Source organism: Streptomyces sp. DH-12, assembly GCF_002899455.1.
Taxonomy (GTDB): domain Bacteria; phylum Actinomycetota; class Actinomycetes; order Streptomycetales; family Streptomycetaceae; genus Streptomyces.
In genome coordinates this window covers 7,128,545-7,144,574 of record NZ_PPFB01000001.1, presented here as the reverse complement: position 1 = coordinate 7,144,574, position 16,030 = coordinate 7,128,545, and the positions used below count along the sequence as shown (strand labels likewise).

The 16,030-nt window shown below is 74.0% G+C and carries 13 protein-coding genes; 6 read left to right on the top strand and 7 right to left on the bottom strand.

The window, feature by feature from the left end; translation table 11 throughout:
• Nucleotides 1–303: 303 nt before the first annotated feature.
• On the bottom strand, nt 304–1,053 hold the full coding sequence (locus tag C1708_RS31535) for a GbsR/MarR family transcriptional regulator (RefSeq protein WP_106415886.1): 750 nt from the start codon (nt 1,051–1,053) through the stop codon (nt 304–306).
• Between the two features lie 232 nt (nt 1,054–1,285).
• Between C1708_RS31535 and C1708_RS31530 the strand changes: the two genes are divergently transcribed.
• From C1708_RS31530 to C1708_RS31510, 5 genes are all read left to right on the top strand, one after another.
• The gene (locus tag C1708_RS31530) at nt 1,286–1,960 is read left to right on the top strand and encodes a DUF4097 family beta strand repeat-containing protein (protein WP_106415885.1); all 675 of its coding nucleotides are present in this window, start codon (nt 1,286–1,288) and stop codon (nt 1,958–1,960) included.
• Between the two features lie 291 nt (nt 1,961–2,251).
• Nucleotides 2,252–2,944, top strand: a complete 693-nt coding sequence (locus C1708_RS35740; RefSeq protein WP_106415884.1) for an SMP-30/gluconolactonase/LRE family protein — start codon at nt 2,252–2,254, stop codon at nt 2,942–2,944.
• Nucleotides 2,941–3,582 carry a hypothetical protein gene (locus tag C1708_RS31520; protein WP_133169093.1) on the top strand — a complete coding sequence of 214 codons (642 nt, stop codon included), beginning with the start codon at nt 2,941–2,943 and terminating at the stop codon, nt 3,580–3,582. The genes C1708_RS35740 and C1708_RS31520 overlap by 4 nt, the downstream gene beginning before the upstream one ends.
• On the top strand, nt 3,552–3,911 hold the full coding sequence (locus tag C1708_RS31515) for a MarR family winged helix-turn-helix transcriptional regulator (protein WP_106415883.1): 360 nt from the start codon (nt 3,552–3,554) through the stop codon (nt 3,909–3,911). Before C1708_RS31520 ends, C1708_RS31515 begins: the two co-directional genes overlap by 31 nt.
• Before the next feature lie 191 nt (nt 3,912–4,102).
• On the top strand, nt 4,103–5,632 hold the full coding sequence (locus C1708_RS31510; RefSeq protein WP_106415882.1) for a discoidin domain-containing protein: 1,530 nt from the start codon (nt 4,103–4,105) through the stop codon (nt 5,630–5,632).
• A 46-nt stretch (nt 5,633–5,678) separates the two neighbouring features.
• Here the strand turns inward: C1708_RS31510 and C1708_RS31505 are convergent, their stop codons facing one another.
• From C1708_RS31505 to C1708_RS31480, 6 genes are all read right to left on the bottom strand, one after another.
• Entirely contained in the window at nt 5,679–6,689 is a 1,011-nt protein-coding gene (locus tag C1708_RS31505; protein ID WP_106415881.1) for a glycoside hydrolase family protein, read from the bottom strand.
• A 52-nt stretch (nt 6,690–6,741) separates the two neighbouring features.
• On the bottom strand, nt 6,742–8,049 hold the full coding sequence (locus C1708_RS31500) for a TRAP transporter large permease subunit (RefSeq protein WP_106415880.1): 1,308 nt from the start codon (nt 8,047–8,049) through the stop codon (nt 6,742–6,744).
• 9 nt (nt 8,050–8,058) lie between these two features.
• On the bottom strand, nt 8,059–8,826 hold the full coding sequence (locus C1708_RS31495) for a hypothetical protein (RefSeq protein ID WP_106415879.1): 768 nt from the start codon (nt 8,824–8,826) through the stop codon (nt 8,059–8,061).
• On the bottom strand, nt 8,823–10,958 hold the full coding sequence (locus C1708_RS31490) for a hydantoinase/oxoprolinase family protein (RefSeq protein WP_106415878.1): 2,136 nt from the start codon (nt 10,956–10,958) through the stop codon (nt 8,823–8,825). The genes C1708_RS31495 and C1708_RS31490 overlap by 4 nt, the downstream gene beginning before the upstream one ends.
• Nucleotides 10,959–11,060: 102 nt before the next feature.
• A complete protein-coding gene (locus C1708_RS31485; RefSeq protein ID WP_106415877.1) occupies nt 11,061–12,689 on the bottom strand; it encodes an FAD-dependent oxidoreductase in 1,629 nt (542 codons plus the stop codon).
• A gap of 282 nt (nt 12,690–12,971) precedes the next feature.
• A complete protein-coding gene (locus C1708_RS31480; RefSeq protein ID WP_106415876.1) occupies nt 12,972–14,072 on the bottom strand; it encodes a LacI family DNA-binding transcriptional regulator in 1,101 nt (366 codons plus the stop codon).
• 898 nt (nt 14,073–14,970) lie between these two features.
• Between C1708_RS31480 and C1708_RS31475 the strand changes: the two genes are divergently transcribed.
• Nucleotides 14,971–16,020, top strand: a complete 1,050-nt coding sequence (locus C1708_RS31475; protein WP_106416574.1) for a methyltransferase — start codon at nt 14,971–14,973, stop codon at nt 16,018–16,020.
• Nucleotides 16,021–16,030 lie beyond the last annotated feature (10 nt).

The following is a 16,030-nucleotide window of genomic DNA, read 5'->3' as shown; positions in this document are numbered from 1 at the left end:
ACGGCCTCCGGCGGGCGTCCCGCGGCGGACCGGCGCAGCTCGTCGGGCGGGACCGTCCGGCCGTCCGCCGGGACGGCATTGGGCCACCGGGCGCTGCTGCCCGGAACTGCCCTCCCCGGCGACCACGACGGCCTGCGCGAGACCGGTGTGCTCGGACAGCGCCCCCTCCACCTCGGCCGGCTCGACCCGTGCACCGCGCACGCCCGCCCGGACGTCGGCCGGGGGCCAGTATCGCCCCGCAGGTCACCGCGTACGCGGCCGCCGCGGATCCGGTCGCCCGCGCACGCTCGGCCCACTGCCGGTCTACTCGTGCTCCGCCTCCGTGGTGCCGCCCGGGGGCGTCTCGGGTTTCGCGCGAAGGATCTCGCGGGCCTGTTCCGCGGCGCGCGCGGTGCTCTCGGAGACGAAGTCGAGGAAGCGGGCGATGTTCTCCAGGCGGGTGGCGGCCGGGGTGCCCGGGACGAGGACGTGGACGCCCTGCCGTGCGGTCTCGACGATCTGGGCGATGGAGCGGGCGCTGGCCATCATCGACTGGTACCAGACGTCGTCGTCCACGACATAGCGCTCGCGGCGGCCGTCACCCTGCTCCCGGCGGACAAGATCCTGGCTCTCGAGGAAGGCGATCGCCTTGGAGACGGACGCCGGGCTGACCTGGAGGCGCTGGACGAGTTCGGCAGCGGTGAGGCTGCCCGCGTCGGAGAGGGTGAGGCAGGCCATCACCCGAGCCGTCATCGTGGACATGCCCGAAGCCATCATGACGGTGGTGAACGTCTCCTCGTACTCGCGCACCGCCTCGGCGTCGCGCCCGTAGGCCTGCTCGGGCGCTCCGCTCCCCCGGGACGCGGCCTGTCGGCGGCGGTGGGCGCGACGTTCGGTGGCGCGCTGGGCCAGGTCGGCGCGATAGGCGGTGGGACCGCCGTTGCGCATCACCTCACGCGTGATCGTCGAGGTCGGACGCCCCAGGCGCCTGGCGATCTCCGCGTAGGCGAGGCCTTCGGCCAGTCCCAACGCGATCTGCTGACGTTCCTGCTGTGTGAGCCTGCCTCCCGGCATCACGGTCTCCTTCGTGCTCTGTGACGGCCCCCGGTGCCTCGAGCGTAGCGTCCGACCTCATGCCATTGCAACGATTACGACACCTGGCATTGCTTTACCCTCCATATCATTGCAATGATTTCACCCACTTCACCTGCAGATATTTAATTTTAGAGCAACAAGAATGTTGCTCAATCCATGAACGCAACGTAGCTTTTCCAATGTCAGAAAAAACGAGTCACAGGAGAGCACGATGCAGAAGTTCGACACCCCCGCCCCTATCTCCGCCGTCCTGGACGTCCAGGACGGGCGGGTTCAGGTCATCGCCGCCGACCGGGCCGACACCCTGGTCGAGATCCGGCCCGCCGACCCCTCCAGGAGCCGGGACGTGAAGCTCGCCGAGCAGGCCACGGTCGAATACGCCGACGGCATCCTGCGGATCACGGCCACGGCGGCGACGAAGAGCCGGATCCTGGGCCCGTCCGGCTCCGTCGAGGTGACCGTGCGCCTGCCCGCCGGCTCCCGCATCGAGGTCAGGGCGGCCGGCGCCGATTTCCGGGGTGTCGGACGGCTCGGCGAGGTCGCCGTCGACGGCTCCCGCGGCCGGGTCAAGCTCGACGAGACCGCCGGCGCCCGCCTGACCGTCCTGGCCGGGAACGTCACCGTCGGCCGGCTCACCGGCCCCGCGCAGATCAGCACCCACCAGGGCGACATCCGCATCGACGAGGCCGTCCGCGGCACGGTCACGCTGCGCACCCAGCAGGGCCGGATCTCGGTGGGAGCCGCCCGTGGCACCTCCGCCACCCTCGACGCCGGCACCTCCTACGGCCGCATCCGCAACACCCTCCAGAACACCGAGGGCGCCACGGCCGGCCTGACCATCCACGCCACCACCGCCCACGGCGACATCACCGCCCACAGCCTGTGACCCGCACCCGGGCCACGCAGCACCCCCTTGACCGGCTCGTCCGTCGCGGCGAACGGGCTGCGCACGGCGTACGGGGAGAAGGGCCGTCCTCGACGGCGTCGGCCCGGCCGTGCCGGAGGGCAGGAACTGAATTCGCGTTCGAGCCGGACCGCTTTCCGGCGCTGCGCGACGAAGATGCGGGGCGCCGGGACACGGACAATCATCTGAGAGAGGCGGTTTCGAGTCGTCCGCCGACCGCCGCCCGTGCCGCCTTCGTGCGCCTCTCTGACCGCGATCCGGGACGGAGTCTCCATGCCCAGGAACGGCGGGGCACGGCCTGCCCGCGCGAGCTGCAGGCCTCCCTCACGATCGCTCTCGCGAAGTCACGCGGCGGGAGGGCGACCGGCGTTTCCCGCCCCGGAATCGCCCCGCCCGGTCGACGAGTCGTCCGGCCGAGCGGCGGAGCCTGCCGGGTGGCCTCTCGGCAGGGGGCACGCGGGGGTCCAGGGCGGCCCGGCGGCCGCCGACCGGGACCCGGGCGGCGCGACGACGACCGCCCTCGACGCCGTGACGGTCTCCAGCGGTCCCGAACGGAGCCCTGACGGGGACCGCGCGCACTACGCCGGCACAGCGACGGGCCGCGTCGGCGTCTTCGACTACGACCGCGAGCACGGGCTGGGCGGACGGCGCCCGGTCACCACCGTGCCGGAGGGCGGCGGCAGCCCGGACGACGGGCCGACGGTCGACGCGGAGGGCGGCGCCCGGGGCGTCCTGTACGGCGGCGGCGCCGTGCACCGGTACGCGCCGGACGGCGCCCTCGACGGAGTCGCGGAGCTCCCGGTCACCGAGGTCACCGCGTGCGCCTTCGGCGGGCCCCGGCTCGACCGGCTGTCCGTCACCACCTCGCGCGAGCACCTCGATCCCAGCGCCGAGCCGGCGGCGGGCGCGCTGTCCGCCTGCACGCCCGGGTCGCTGGGGATGCCGGTGAGGGAGTTCGCCGGATGAGCGCCGCCGACGCCCCGGCGGGCCCGCACGGCGAGCGGCCCCAGACGCTGCTCGTTCTCGGCGCCCGCGGCGACCTCACGAAGAGGCTGCTCCTGCCCGGCCTGGGCAGCCTCGTCGCGGCATCCGGGCTGACCGGTCCCCATCTGGTCGGCAGCGACCGGGGCGAGGGCAGCGACGAGGAATGGCGGGCGCTCGTCGCGCGGGCGTTCTCCGAGGGCGACGCGAGCGGTGCGGCCGTCGACGCCGTCGTCCGCGACACGCGCTACGTGGCCGCGGACGCCGCCGGCGCGGACGACCTGCGCGGTCTGCTGGCCTCCTGCGGCGGCCGTCTCACGCTGTACTTCGCGCTGCCACCGGCGGTCACCGTCGAAGCATGCCGGACGCTGGCCCGGATCGGAGTGCCCGAAGGGACGCGCCTGGTGCTCGAGAAGCCCTTCGGCACCGACGCGGCCAGTGCCACGGCGCTGAACGAACTGCTGCACAGCTTCGTGCCCGAGGACCATGTAACTGGTCGAGGTGTGGGACGAGATGCCGGGCGCGCGCATAGGACGTCACCGAGCACGTCGGATACCGCCTCAAGCGCACCTCGGCCGCGCTGCGCTCCGCCATGGACAAGGCACTGCGCGAACACGGCCTGACCGTCCCGCAGTACTCCTGCCTGGAACTCCTCGACGAACAGCCCGGTCTGTCCAACGCCGACCTGGCCCGTGGCACGTTCGTCACCCGGCAGTCCGCCAACGTCGTCCTGCGCGGTCTGAGGGACGGCGGTCTGATCACCCGCCCGGCTTCCGCGCAGCACGGCCGCGCCCTGCCCGTGCACCTCACCCCGGCCGGCCAGGAACGCCTGCGCGCCGCCCGTGGCGCCGTCTACGCCATTGAGCAGCGCATGATCAGCAACGTGGCCCCGGACCGCCTGGCGGCCCTGCTCGCCGACCTCGACGTGATGGCCGAGGCGCTCGGCGACTGACCGGCCGCAGCAGAGCGCCTGCGGCCGGACCGAGGCGCCGGCCCCGGACCGCACGGCTGTGGACGCGGCCCGGTGCGCCCGGCCGCCCCGGCACTCCCGACGCGTCGTCAGTCCGGCGCACTAGGGTTTCCGATCACAGTCGTCGCGTGGACGGCTGCTCCGTCGACCGGGCATCAGGAGCTGAGGGCACCATGGGGTTTGAGGCAACGTACGCGGACTTCTCCGTCGAACCAGCCCGAGTGGGCAATGCCGACGTCAGGCTGCACAGGGCCCGATTCGCCGGGTCGCACCTGGCGCTGAGTGCGGGCGGGAGCGTGACGCTGGAGTTCGAGGTGGCCGACCCGGAGGACGTTCCGCAGGTGACCCTCACCGTCACCGCGCTCGTCTCCAAGGCCGGGAGATCGCTGGGGTACGCCCCGATGGACGTGCTCCTGCAGGGTGAGCCGGTGGTCGAGGATCTGACCGTGCCCGGGGGCGGGGACCTTCCGCAGGACAACGTGCTCGCCGTTCCCGGGCATCTGCTGAAGCCGGGCGTCAACACCCTGGAGATACGCTCCTCGGCCGAGGCGAGCACCATGCTCTGGCTCTACCGGGTCACCCTGGACCCCGTCTGGGAGCGCGGCCGTTCGGAGCGTGCCCGGACCGCGGCGGCCGCCCGTGACTCGGTGTTCGCCTACCGTACGGAACTCCGGCCCGCCCACTCCTCCTCCGCCCACTGGCAGCCGGCTCCGCGGCTGCTGTTCCACATCGACCGGGGCGAGCACTCGCTGCCCGCACAGCTCGGATGGCGCGGCGCCGACGGCGCCGAGACCGCCATCAGCTTCCAGTCGAACATGTCCGACTTCCACGGCTGCCGCCGTGACGCGAACGGTACGGTCCACGAGTACCGGGGCCGCGTCACCGGCCGCTGGGCATACCCGGAGGGCGTCGGGCAGGTACCGGCGGAATCCCTGTACCGCTTCCACACCGAGGAGGGGTGGGGCGGCGGCTGGCACCGCGCCCACGAGTTGCGGCTGCTGGTGGACGACGGCGGGTCCGCGCTGGAGCGGGTGACCTGGCGGGACCAACGGGGCAACTCCGGTGTGGCCGTCCTGCACACGCTCGAGACCGAGGCCGAGGTGACCGAGGTCGGGGCGAGCGGCGAGCACTACGCGGCGGGCGAGGTCGCCCGCAACCTCCTCGACGGCTCCCGCAGCAAGTGGCTGGTGGGCGACGACACCGCGCTGCTCGACTTCACACTGGCCCGCCCCGCCGCCGTCACCTCGTACGTCCTCGTGTCGGCGAACGACCACCCCGACCGCGATCCCCAGGACTGGACCCTCCACGGATCCCATGACGGCCGCACCTGGACACCGCTGGACTCACGCACGGGTGAGGTGTTCGACCGGCGTCACCTGACACGGGAGTTCTCCCTGCGCGGCACGCCCAAGGCCCACCGTCACCACCGTCTGGAGATCACCCGCAACGCCGGCGCGCGCGAGATCCAGCTCGCCCAGGTCCGCTTCCTCGAGGGCCCCGCCGGACAGGGCTTCACCGGCTACTACCAGCGCCACGACGAAGGTCCCGTCGGCTATCGCGGCACCCCCGTCGCCGTCGCGTCCCCCACCCGTCCCCCCGCCGCCGCTTCCCGCGTCGCCTCGGAGCTGGAGACCGCCGTGGCGAGCCTCACCGAGACGGCGCACGCCTTGTCCGGCCTGGCGGCGCGCCTCCGCGAGCGCTGACACCGAGCCCTGCCGGGGACGGGCCGGCCGGGGCGGGGGACCGGCTCTACCGGGGACGCGCGGACACCGTGCCGCGGGCCAGCGCGATGGCGCCCGACAGCCGCTCCCCCGCCTCGTACACCATGTACGGCACGCCGCCGTCGGTGCCGAACGACGGTGACGCCGCGCGCCCGTTCTCCGGCGCCGCGCTGCCCGAGGCGTAGAAGACGCCGAGGTGGTCGCGGCGGGAGAAGTCGCTGCCCACCTCGGTGATCAGGATGTCGCCGCCGCTGCCCTTGTCGGTGTTGTACACGACGTACGCGCTGCCGCCGCGGGTGAGCAGGTGCGGCCCGCCGACGTTGACCGCGCCGACGTCGGCGTGGTCGATCAGGGGCCGGTCGGAGAACTCCCAGGTGCGGCCGTCGGGTGACCAGCCCCAGCCGATGTCCCGGTGGTCGGCGGTGGTGTTCCACATGAACAGCATCACGTAACGGGCGCCCCGCGCGAGCAGGTCGTGCCGGAAGACCCGGGCGTAGGAGGTCTCGGTGGTGCCCGCCGGCATCATCGACGTGCTGAGGACCGTCCTGTCGTAGGCGAAGTGCACGCCGTCCTCGGAGCGGGCGAGCCGGGTGGTGGTGTTCTCGCCGTGGAAGTACAGCCACAGCTCACGGACGTCGGCGTTCCACAGCACGTGCGGTGAGGAGACGTGGCTGACCCTGTAGTGCGGGGACCAGTCGTTGCTCACGATCGGGTTGCCCGGGTACTCCGTGAACGGACCCTCCAGGGAGTCGCCGTACGCGAGGCAGATGCCGCCCGGCGCGTCGTGCGGGGCGTAGTACAGGTAGTACCGGCCGAGCGGGGCGCTCAGCTTGTCGTAGACCCCGCGGACGCACGGGAAAATGATCTCTCCGGTGGGGTTGTAGGCGAGCTGTGCGGGGGTGAGGAGGGTGCGGGCATGGCGGTAGTCGGGGAAGCCGCCGGGGGCGGCGCCGGCCGGGCCCGCGCCCTGCGCCCCGAAGGCGAGCACGGCGCCGCCGGCGGTGGCGGTGCGCAGGAAGGTACGGCGGTCGAACGTCATGTCGTCACGGCTCCTTCGGTTCGGTCGGACGGGAGGGCGGATCGCGTGCGGCTCACAGCTGGGTGGCGGCGGTGACGATCAGACCGCCGAGGGCGACGCACCACACGTACGGCAGGGTGCGCAGCATCACCTGCTGGGGGCTGACGCCCGAGTACTGCGCCGCCCACACGGTCTGCGTGCTCGTCGGGTCGCTGACGCCGAACACCTGGTTGTAGGACGCGGTCAGTCCGAGCACGGCGACGGCCGGGTAGATGCCGGCGGCGATGAGGACGCCGGCGATTCCCGCGCCGAGGCCGTACACGTTGAGCGGCCCGCGGTACAGGCACAGCGGCACCAGCAGGGTGAACACGAGCACGAAGACGACGGGGTTGTCCGGTGCGACGGCCTCGACGAGCGGGTTCAGCGCCTCGACGGCGCCGGGGAGTCTCACCGCGGCGAGCAGGACGCCGATCGCGACGAAGAGGGCGATGGGCGGGGCGGCGACCTCGAAGCCGGAGTAGAGGGTGCGCAGGAGCCGCTTGTTGAGGTGTCCGGGCCGGGTCGTGGTCAGCGCGGCCCACAGGACGCCGCCGAGCATCGACGGGATGACGGGCAGTTCGAGGCCGAGTGCGAGGACCAGCGGCACCACGGGGGCGAGCAGCGCGTACCAGGGGGCGTCGCCCATCCGGCGGGCGCGGGCGCGCCGCCGGCTCCGGGGGCTGTCGTCGCCGGAGCGCTCCGTGGCCGGCGTCAGCGACCAGGCGTGTTCGACGCCCTTGCGGCGGGACTCCACCAGGACGAAGAGGACGGCGAAGAAGGCCGCGAACGGGAACAGCTTCAGCATGAAGCCCTTCACCGTGTCGAGGGGCAGTTCCAGCGCCGTGGAGAAGAACTGCCAGACGGGCAGCTCGAAGGGCAGACCGGCGGCGATGCCCATGAGGATCGTGCCGGCGGCGGTGGTCTTCGGGACGCCGACCGCGATCATCGCGGGGATGCCGATGATGCCCGCCATCATCGCCGCGGGCGCGGAGCCGGTGACGGTGCCGATGAGGGCGGAGACCGTGAGGACGCCGAGGGCGACGACGGTGGGGCGGTCGCCTCCGAACTCGACGATCTTGCGGACCAGGGTGCCGGCGATGCCGGTCTCTTCCATCAGCTTGCCGAGCCAGGAGCCGATCAGCACGGCCAGCATGGTCGCGGCGAGAGCCGGCGGCCCTTCCTGGAGCACCGTGTCGAGGAGGCTGTTCTCCCCGGTGAGCGGCGCTCCGGCGGCGATCGCCAGGGCGACGCCGAGGAGCACCAGGGCGAAGGCGGTGGGGAGCACGCGGGCCAGCATGAGCGCGACCCCGGCGAGCATGAGCAGCAGAATGACGATTCCCATGGCGGGGTCTCAGTCCTCTCGGAGGGCCTGGACCGCGTGTGTCAGCGCGGCGGTGAGGAGGAGCGGGGTGCGGCCCAGGCCGCAGACGGCGCCCGCGTAGGCGTGCGCCACGAGTTCACCGGCACCGGCGACGTGTCCCGGGACGCGCAGCGCGCCGATCCGCAGGGCGGTGTGTCCGAGCCGGTCGCGCAGTGCCCGGCGGGCGCGGGCGTCCTCGTGCAGCAGGCAGTGGGCCCGCTCGTGGGCGAGGGCGGCGGCCCTCAGGGAGCCGGCGGGGTACAGGTGCCGCCAGCCGAGGACGTCCACCAGGTGCTCGCCGAGGGCGAGGGTGTCGGTGAACAGCTCGACGGTGGGCACGGGCCGCGAGCGGTACCGGGCGAGGAGCAGCCGGTCCGTTCCGCCGGTGGTCTCGACGACGCGCGCTCCCGGTGTGCCGGGGCCGGGTCCGGCCGCTGCGGTGGCGGCCAGCCCGGCGCCGAAGTCCGTCGCCGTCCGGGCCCATCGGCGCAGCAGTCCCTCGTCCCGCGTCTCGTGCCCCGGCGTGCCGGCGAGCAGCCGCAGGCCGAACTCCGTGTCGTCCAGTGCCGCGAGGCGCGCGCAGGCCGCGCGCAGCTGCTCCTGGCGGGCCGGGGGCAGGGTGAGGAGCGGGGAGTCCGGCGGGACCGTCACCGGGCGACGGCCGGGCTGCCGCTCCCGCGGTGGTGTCGCCGAGGGGCTGTCCGGAGCGTGTCCGGCACGGGTGCGCGGGGCCGGCGGACGGTGTGTGCGGGTGCTCATGCGCGCACCTCCAGGACCGCGACGACCGGCTCGTCGGCCGCGCGGGACCGCAGTTCGCTGCGGGCGAGGGCCAGCAGCGGTCCCGCCTCCAGGACGCCGGAGAGGTCGGCGATGCGGGAGCCGAACAGCAGGCGCAGTGCCGGGGCGCGCACTCCCCCGTCGCCGTAGGAGGTGGTGTCGCGCACCAGGCCCGCGAGGAGTTCCGGTGCCTCGCCGACGGTGGTGGAGGCGACCGTGGCGTCGGCCGCGTGCAGCCGTACCACGCCGTCGGCGTCCAGCACCCGCACCGGGTGCCGGGCCTTGCGGAAGCGCCGGTGCCGGACGGTGCCGTACACGGTGTGGGCGGGCGTCTCGGCGAGCACCCGGACGGCGGCCGGGTCGGCGCGCAGGCTCGCGGCGGCCAGTTCGAGCCGCTCGGTGTCGTCGGCGCGGTGCGCCCGGTCCTGGGTGCGCAGTTCGGTGGCGCCGGTGGCGACGGCCCGTACGGTGTTGGTCTGGGGGTCGACGGTGACCTCGACCTCGACGGCCGCCGGGTCGGCGCCCTGGGCGACGACGGCGGTCTCGGCCTCGGCGCGCACGCCGAGGATCTGTTCCTGCGTCGCCCCGGGGATGATCCGTTCGACCTGTTCCCGGACGAGGGCGAGGGCGACCCCGATGGGGCTGATGACCTCGTTGTGCCGGGCGATGCGGCCGGGCAGCGCGGTGGCCGCGGCCAGGTGGGGGGTCACCGAGGCCGCGCCGCCGCCCCCGCCGACCAGCACGGCGGTGTCCCGGTCGAGTCCGTAGTCGTCCATCATCGCCTCGGTGACCTCCCTGACCTGTCGCACGCCCGCGTCGAGGAAGTGGCCGGCCGCCTCGTCGACGTCGGTGCCGAGCGCGTCCGCGAGCGGTCGGAGTGCGGCGCGGGCGGCCTCGGGGTCGCAGGCGGCGAAGTCGCCTGCGGGGACCCGGCCCAGGGCGTTGGCCGCGCAGGTCAGGGTGAGGGCGAAGCGGCCGCCGGCCGCCTCGATGACCGCGTAGTCGTCCGGGTCGCCGTCGAGGGGGGAGACGGTGACCAGTGTGGCGCCCGCGAGTTCTTCCGGAGTGGCGAAGCAGGCGTAGGGCAGGCCGGCGATGTGGGCGCTGCGCGGGCCGACGGCGTGCAGGCGGCCGTCCGCGACGCGGGCCATGGAGCCGCCTCCGACGCCGACGGTGCGCACGTCGAGCGCGGACAGGTACGAGGGTCTGCCGAGGATCGTGGCGTGCCGTACGGCGACCTTGCCGCGGCGTACGACGCTGATGTCCGTGGAGGTGCCTCCGGTCTCGAGGAAGACGCCGTCGCTGAGCCGCTCCCGCATCAGCGCCCCGGCCACTCCGGCCGCGGGACCCGAGAGCACGGTGAGCAGGGGGCGGCGGCGCATCTCGTCCAGCGACATCACGCCCCCGTCGCAGCGCATCACCATCAGCGGCGCCGTCACCCCGGCGGCGGTGATGCCGCGGTCCACGAGGTCGGCCGTGGCGAGCATCCTCGGCAGGATCGCCGCGTTGACCACGGCGGTCCGGGTCCGCTTGCGCAGCCCGTACAGCGAGGTGATCTCGTGCGCGGCGGTCACCGGCAGGCCTCGTGCGCGGGCGGCGTCCCGCACGGCCCGTTCGCCGTCCGGGACGTCGACGCCGAAGGGTTCGGTGGCGACGAGCACTTCGGCCCCCGCGGCGGTGACCGCGTCGACGGCGGAGCGGACGGCCGCGGGGTCGTCGGGGTCGGTGACGTGGGCGTAGTGCAGCGGAAGCCGTTTGCCCGGGGTGAGTTCGAGGGAGGCGAGCCCGGCGAGCCGTCGGGTGGGCCAGGCGCCCGGACCGGAGCCGATCCCGACGAGTCCGACGGGGGCGACGTCGCCCTCCAGCAGGGCGTTGGTCGCCTGGGTCGTGCCGTGCGCGAGGAACGCGACGTCCCCCGGGCCGCTGCCGACGTCCTTCAGCAGCCGGTCGAGTGCCTCGACGATGCCGTGGGCGACACCGTCCTCGTGGTGGTGGGTGGTGGGGACCTTCACCTGGGCCACGAGTTCCAGGGTCACGGAGTCGACGGCCACGGCGTCGGTGAAGGTTCCTCCGACGTCGATGCCGACGCGGATGCGGTGCGGGGCCGGAGCCATGGGGGAACACCTCCTTGTGTTCGTGCGCACGGCGGACGGTGCGGTACGGCGGGCGGTCGCGCCGCCGTACCGCACGGGCGGCCGGCGAGCGGGTGCGGGCGGTCAGTAGCCGCGGACGTCGGGCCAGTGGCGCTGCACGCCGGCCCGGTCGAGCACGCGGGTGAACTCCTCCAGCCGCTTGTCCTCCTCCTGCACCTGGTGCGGGCGGACGCCCTCCTCCAGGCAGTGCGCGGCGAGCGCGCCGGCGACCTCGCCGATGTTCCATTCGACCGGGTGGAGGCGGTAGCAGCCGTTGGTGATGTGGGTGGTGCCGATGTTCTTGCCGGCGGGCAGCAGGTTGCGCATCCGGCGGGGCAGCAGGGCGCCGAGGGGGATCTCGAACGGCACGGAACCGATGTCGATGTAGTTGTCGCCGCCGGTGGAGGGGTGCAGGTCGATGCGGTAGCCGCCGACGCCCACGGAGTCACGGTGGCGGGTGCCCCCGTAGGGGCCGACGAGGTCGATGGCGACGTCGTGTTCGGTGACGGTGGTGACGGCCTTGATGCGGCGTGACTCACGGACGTAGGGCGCCTTGGCGAGCCCGTCGGCGGTGCCGGTGACGTCCGGGCGCAGCCGCAGGCCGGGGAAGCCGGTACCGCCGTCGGTCCTGGGCGCCTCGGTCTGGAGCCAGTACAGGACGGACAGGGAGAGCTGTCGGGCCTCCTTCACGGCGGCGCGTGACGTGTCCTCGCCGGCGCCGACGAGCGGCTTGAGCCAGTAGTCGTTCAGCGGCCAGTTGACGAGGGTGATGTCGGAGTCGAAGGCGCCGGGGCGGTGCAGCGCGCGGGCCAGGATGCGGCGGAAGCCCCACAGTTCTTTGTCACCGGCGTCGGCGCTCTGGTCGGCGTCGACGCCGAGGGGGTCCGTGTCGGGGTTGGGTTCGAAGGTGCGCGGCACCGGCTCGAGGGAGCGGGGGTCGGGGGCGAGGAAGCCCAGGAGCGGGCCCGGCCAGAAGCCGGGCCGGTAGGAGCGCCAGAAGGCGTAGTCGTCCGGACGGTCGATGGTGTGGTCCTCGCCCTGGTGGTGGGAGAGGGCGAAGCAGACGGTGATGCCCTGCTGATTGAGGGGGTCGGCGGTGTCCGGGGCGTGCGGCTCGTCGTGCTCGGATCGGGCCTCGGCGCCCAGGGCGTGTTCCACACCGGCGAGTTCGAGCAGTTCACCGGTCTCCGTCGCGTCGAGGACGTAGGGAGCGGCGATGGTGTGCCGGGCGCCGTCGCGGACGTCCTCCACGGTGACGGCGCGCAGGGTGTCGCCGTCGGTGTCGGCGGCGACGGGCCGGGTGTGGGTCAGCACGGTGAGCCGCCCGGCCGCGATGTGCGGGGCGAGCATCGACTCCAGGACGGTCAGCGCCACGCGCGGTTCGTGGCAGAGCTTGCTGACACGGCCGGCGCCGGGGTTGAGCAGGGGCAGGTCCCGAGCCTCGGCGCGCAGCGGGTACCACTGCCGGTAGTACGCGCGGATCCCCTCGCGCAGCGCCCGGTAGGAGGCCGTGACGCCGAACTGCTCGACCCAGGGGTGCTCGTCCGGGGGCACGGCCTGGGCGGTGAGCTGGCCGCCGATCCAGTCGGTCTCCTCGGTGAGGACGACGGTGCGCCCCGCGCGGCAGGCGGCCAGCGCGGCGGCCACGCCGCCCGTGCCGCCGCCCGTGACGAGGACGTCGGTGTCGGTGGGGGTGCCGGTGGGGATGGGCATACGGTGCTGGCTCCTCGGGGGACGAACGGCGTGCGGCGGCACGCCGTGGGACGGGCGTGGTCGGGGTGCGGTGGGACGGTCCGGGGGCGAGGTGAGCCGCGATGGTCCGTCGGTGGCGCGGCGACGGTCCGTCGTGGCGGGTGGCCGGTCGGGGCCGGGGTGGTCCGTCGACGGCGTGGCGGGGCGGCCCTGGGTGACGTCGCCTCGTAGGTGATGCGGGAGTGCCGGGCGGAGGGTCCCGGCCGGTGACCGGGGCGGGCCGTCGCCCACCGGCCTCCGGCCCTATCGGGCGCCTCGGCCGGCCCCGCCGGGTGGCGGGCCGGTGGTGTGCCCGGGCCGGAAGGCACAGGCCACCAGGGGCTCCTCGTGCCCCTGTCCGGACAGCTGGGCGATGAGCAAGCGGACCGCGGCGGCGCCCAGGTCGGCACGGGGCACGTCGAAGCCGGTCGGTGACGGTGCGGTGGTGGCCAGGTCGGCGGGCGGGGACCCGAGCAGCGCCAGGGACAGGTCGCCGGGCACGTCCAGACCGGCCTCGGTGACGGCGGCCCGCAGCGCTCGCCAGGCCGCTCCGTTGTCGGTCTCCTCGGTGACGAAGGCGGTGACGCCTTCGTCCAGCCGCGCGCGCACCCACTCGGGCGTGATGTCGTCCTCGGGGCGCGAGGTGCGCACCACGACGGCCGGGTCGTCGGCGGCGCCCGGGGAGCCGTACCGGGCGAGCCCGGCGCGGAAGCCCCGCTCGCGGTCGGTGGAGGCCAGGGCGTCGTCGTCCTCGCGGACGAACAGGACGCGGCCGTGGCCGAGTTCGATGAGATGACGGACGACCTCGGCGGACGCGGCGACGTAGTCGGCGCCGACCCAGGCGAGTCCCCGAGGCTCGTCGCGGCGGCCGATGTGGACCGCCGGATAGCCGTCGGCGACGAGCTTGCCCAACTGGTCGTCGGGGACGTGCCGGCCGAGGAAGAGGCATCCGTCCGCGAGCCGCACCCGGTCCAGGGCTCCCGGCTCGCGCGCCTGGGCGCCGCCGGAACTGGAGCCGGTGAAGAGCACCAGGTCGTATCCCTGGGCGGCCGCCTCCTGCTCCACGCCGACCAGGAACGGATAGTAGGAGTGTTCCACCGCGGTCGGGAACGTCGCGGTGAAACTGAACACGCCCAGCAGGTTGTTGCGGGCCGCGGCGAGCCTGCGGGCGGCGGGGTCGGGCACGTAGCCGAGTTCCCGTGCGGCGGCCAGCACCCGTGCGCGGGTGTCCTCGTGCAGGGCGATGCCCTGCTTGTTGCCGCCGAGCACCAGCGACACCGTCGTCTGGGACACCCCGGCGAGCCGGGCCACCTCGGCCTGACGGGGTCGGCCACGACGCTGCCGGGACGGCACCTTTTCGGCCATGCTGAATCCTCCGGACGGCTCGTGACTAATGCGCATTAGCAGGGCGGTGGACAGGAGGTTCGACGCGCTAATGCGGATTAGTCAGCAACAGTGCCCCCGTCCGGCGGGAGGGTCAAGGGAGTCGGGACGACTAATAAGCGACTAATATTCCGCGCCCTCTCCGGGGCCCGTCCGAGCCCTGCCGCCGAGGCCCGGAGGGACGCGGCGTGGGCGGGCCTCGGGGCATCACCCGCCCCGGAGAGGGGCGTACCGCACCGGATCACGGCAGGGGCGCGATGACCGGCGCCGGCCGTCCGGTCCGGCGGCGCGGACGTCCCCGCCCGACCACCCGCGGACGTCGGCCAGCCGAGGGGCCGACCGGACGCGGCACGTCTTGTCGGCCGACCCGACGGCCCGGACTCCTCCGCACGCGCGGAGGTGTGGTGGACGGGATCGCGGGTATCCGGGGACCACGCCACGCCGCGGACGCCCCCCGCTGCCGCGTGGCGAGGCCGCGCCAGCAGCGCTCCCCCCGTCGCTGCACGGCGCGGCCCTTGTTCGTCCCCCGGCCTGCGAGCCTTCCGCCGTGCGGCATGCGTGGCGCCGGCCGGTCCTGTTCTCGGGCGGTACCCGACCCGGCCCTGCTCGACTTCGCCTGCGTCGGCCCGGGCATGACCACGGGAGGAGGCGGCCGAACGGCGGTGAACGCCGTGGCCCCACGTGCGGGCAGGGGCCGCGGCTCCCCTTCCGGGCGTCGCCCCGCACCAGGTGGAAGTCCCTGGCCGGCGACGCCCCGACAGCGGCGTGCCGGGCGCGGTCGGCCGCTGGTTCCGGAGGACCCGTCTATGTCCCACGGCCTAGTCGGCACTCCTCATGGCGGAGGACGCCGCCGGGCGCGCCGGGCGACATGATCGTTCACATGACTTTGTTCGAGCACGATTTCGTCGCAGCGGGTTCCGCCGAACCCCCCGTGGGGGTCACGGGCCGGATGCTTCAGATGATCACCGGTTACTGGGTCACCCAAGTGGTGCGCACCGCGGCCGAGTTGCGTATCGCCGACCATGTGCGGGGAACCGGTGCCACCGCGGCCGAGGTGGCCGCGGCGGAGTCCCTGGATCCCGATGCGGCCTTCCGGTTCCTGCGGGCCTGTGCCTCCCTCGGCCTGGTCGTCCCGGCCGACGGTGAGCGCTTCACCGGTACGCCCCTGCTCGACACCCTGCGTTCCGACGCCCCTGACTCCCTGCGGGACCTGGCCCTGTGGGGCGGCGCCCGGTCCCACTGGCTGCCCTGGGGGCAGTTGGCGGACGCCGTGCGCACCGGCGTCCCGCCGACCGGGGCGACCCTCGGTGCGCCCGTCTTCGACTGGCTCGCCGGCGAACCGGCGGAGGCCGAGGTCTTCACCAACGCGATGACCGCCATGACCCGCGGTCTGGCCCGCAAGCTGGCCGACGTGATCGACCTGGCGGACGCCCGGGTCGCCGTGGACGTCGGCGGCGCCGGCGGGAACCTCGTCCAGACCCTCATGCAGCGGCACCCCGGCCTGACCGGCGTGGTCCTCGACCTTCCGCACGTGGCCGCCGAGGCCCGCGCCTCCGCGGACGCCATGGGTGTCGCGGACCGGTTCGACTTCGTCGGCGGCGACTTCTTCGAGGAGGTGCCGCCGGGGGACGTGCACCTGCTGAAGTTCGTCCTGCACGACTGGGACGACGACTCCTGTGTCCGCATCCTGCGCAACTGCCGGGAAGCCCTGCGCCCCGGTGGGCGGGTGCTGGTGATGGAGCTCCTCGTCGACCGGGCCGGCACGCCCGGCCTGGAGCCGCTGATGGACCTCAACATGATGGCGCTGTCGACCGGACGGGAACGCAGCCTCGACGAGTTCGGGCGGCTCTCCGAGCGGGCCGGGCTGGTACCGGTCCGGACGACTCCGTCCGCGTCCCGGGTCGTCGTGCTGGAGCTCGTCCCGGCCTGAACCGGTCCGG

Bases quoted from the DNA above. Each gene is read 5' to 3' on its own strand.
- C1708_RS31535 (WP_106415886.1), bottom strand. From the start codon at position 1,053: ATGCCGGGAGGCAGGCTCACACAGCAGGAACGTCAGCAGATCGCGTTG.
- C1708_RS31530 (WP_106415885.1), top strand. From the start codon at position 1,286: ATGCAGAAGTTCGACACCCCCGCCCCTATCTCCGCCGTCCTGGACGTC.
- C1708_RS35740 (WP_106415884.1), top strand. From the start codon at position 2,252: ATGCCCAGGAACGGCGGGGCACGGCCTGCCCGCGCGAGCTGCAGGCCT.
- C1708_RS31520 (WP_133169093.1), top strand. From the start codon at position 2,941: ATGAGCGCCGCCGACGCCCCGGCGGGCCCGCACGGCGAGCGGCCCCAG.
- C1708_RS31515 (WP_106415883.1), top strand. From the start codon at position 3,552: ATGGACAAGGCACTGCGCGAACACGGCCTGACCGTCCCGCAGTACTCC.
- C1708_RS31510 (WP_106415882.1), top strand. From the start codon at position 4,103: ATGGGGTTTGAGGCAACGTACGCGGACTTCTCCGTCGAACCAGCCCGA.
- C1708_RS31505 (WP_106415881.1), bottom strand. From the start codon at position 6,689: ATGACGTTCGACCGCCGTACCTTCCTGCGCACCGCCACCGCCGGCGGC.
- C1708_RS31500 (WP_106415880.1), bottom strand. From the start codon at position 8,049: ATGGGAATCGTCATTCTGCTGCTCATGCTCGCCGGGGTCGCGCTCATG.
- C1708_RS31495 (WP_106415879.1), bottom strand. From the start codon at position 8,826: ATGAGCACCCGCACACACCGTCCGCCGGCCCCGCGCACCCGTGCCGGA.
- C1708_RS31490 (WP_106415878.1), bottom strand. From the start codon at position 10,958: ATGGCTCCGGCCCCGCACCGCATCCGCGTCGGCATCGACGTCGGAGGA.
- C1708_RS31485 (WP_106415877.1), bottom strand. From the start codon at position 12,689: ATGCCCATCCCCACCGGCACCCCCACCGACACCGACGTCCTCGTCACG.
- C1708_RS31480 (WP_106415876.1), bottom strand. From the start codon at position 14,072: ATGGCCGAAAAGGTGCCGTCCCGGCAGCGTCGTGGCCGACCCCGTCAG.
- C1708_RS31475 (WP_106416574.1), top strand. From the start codon at position 14,971: ATGACTTTGTTCGAGCACGATTTCGTCGCAGCGGGTTCCGCCGAACCC.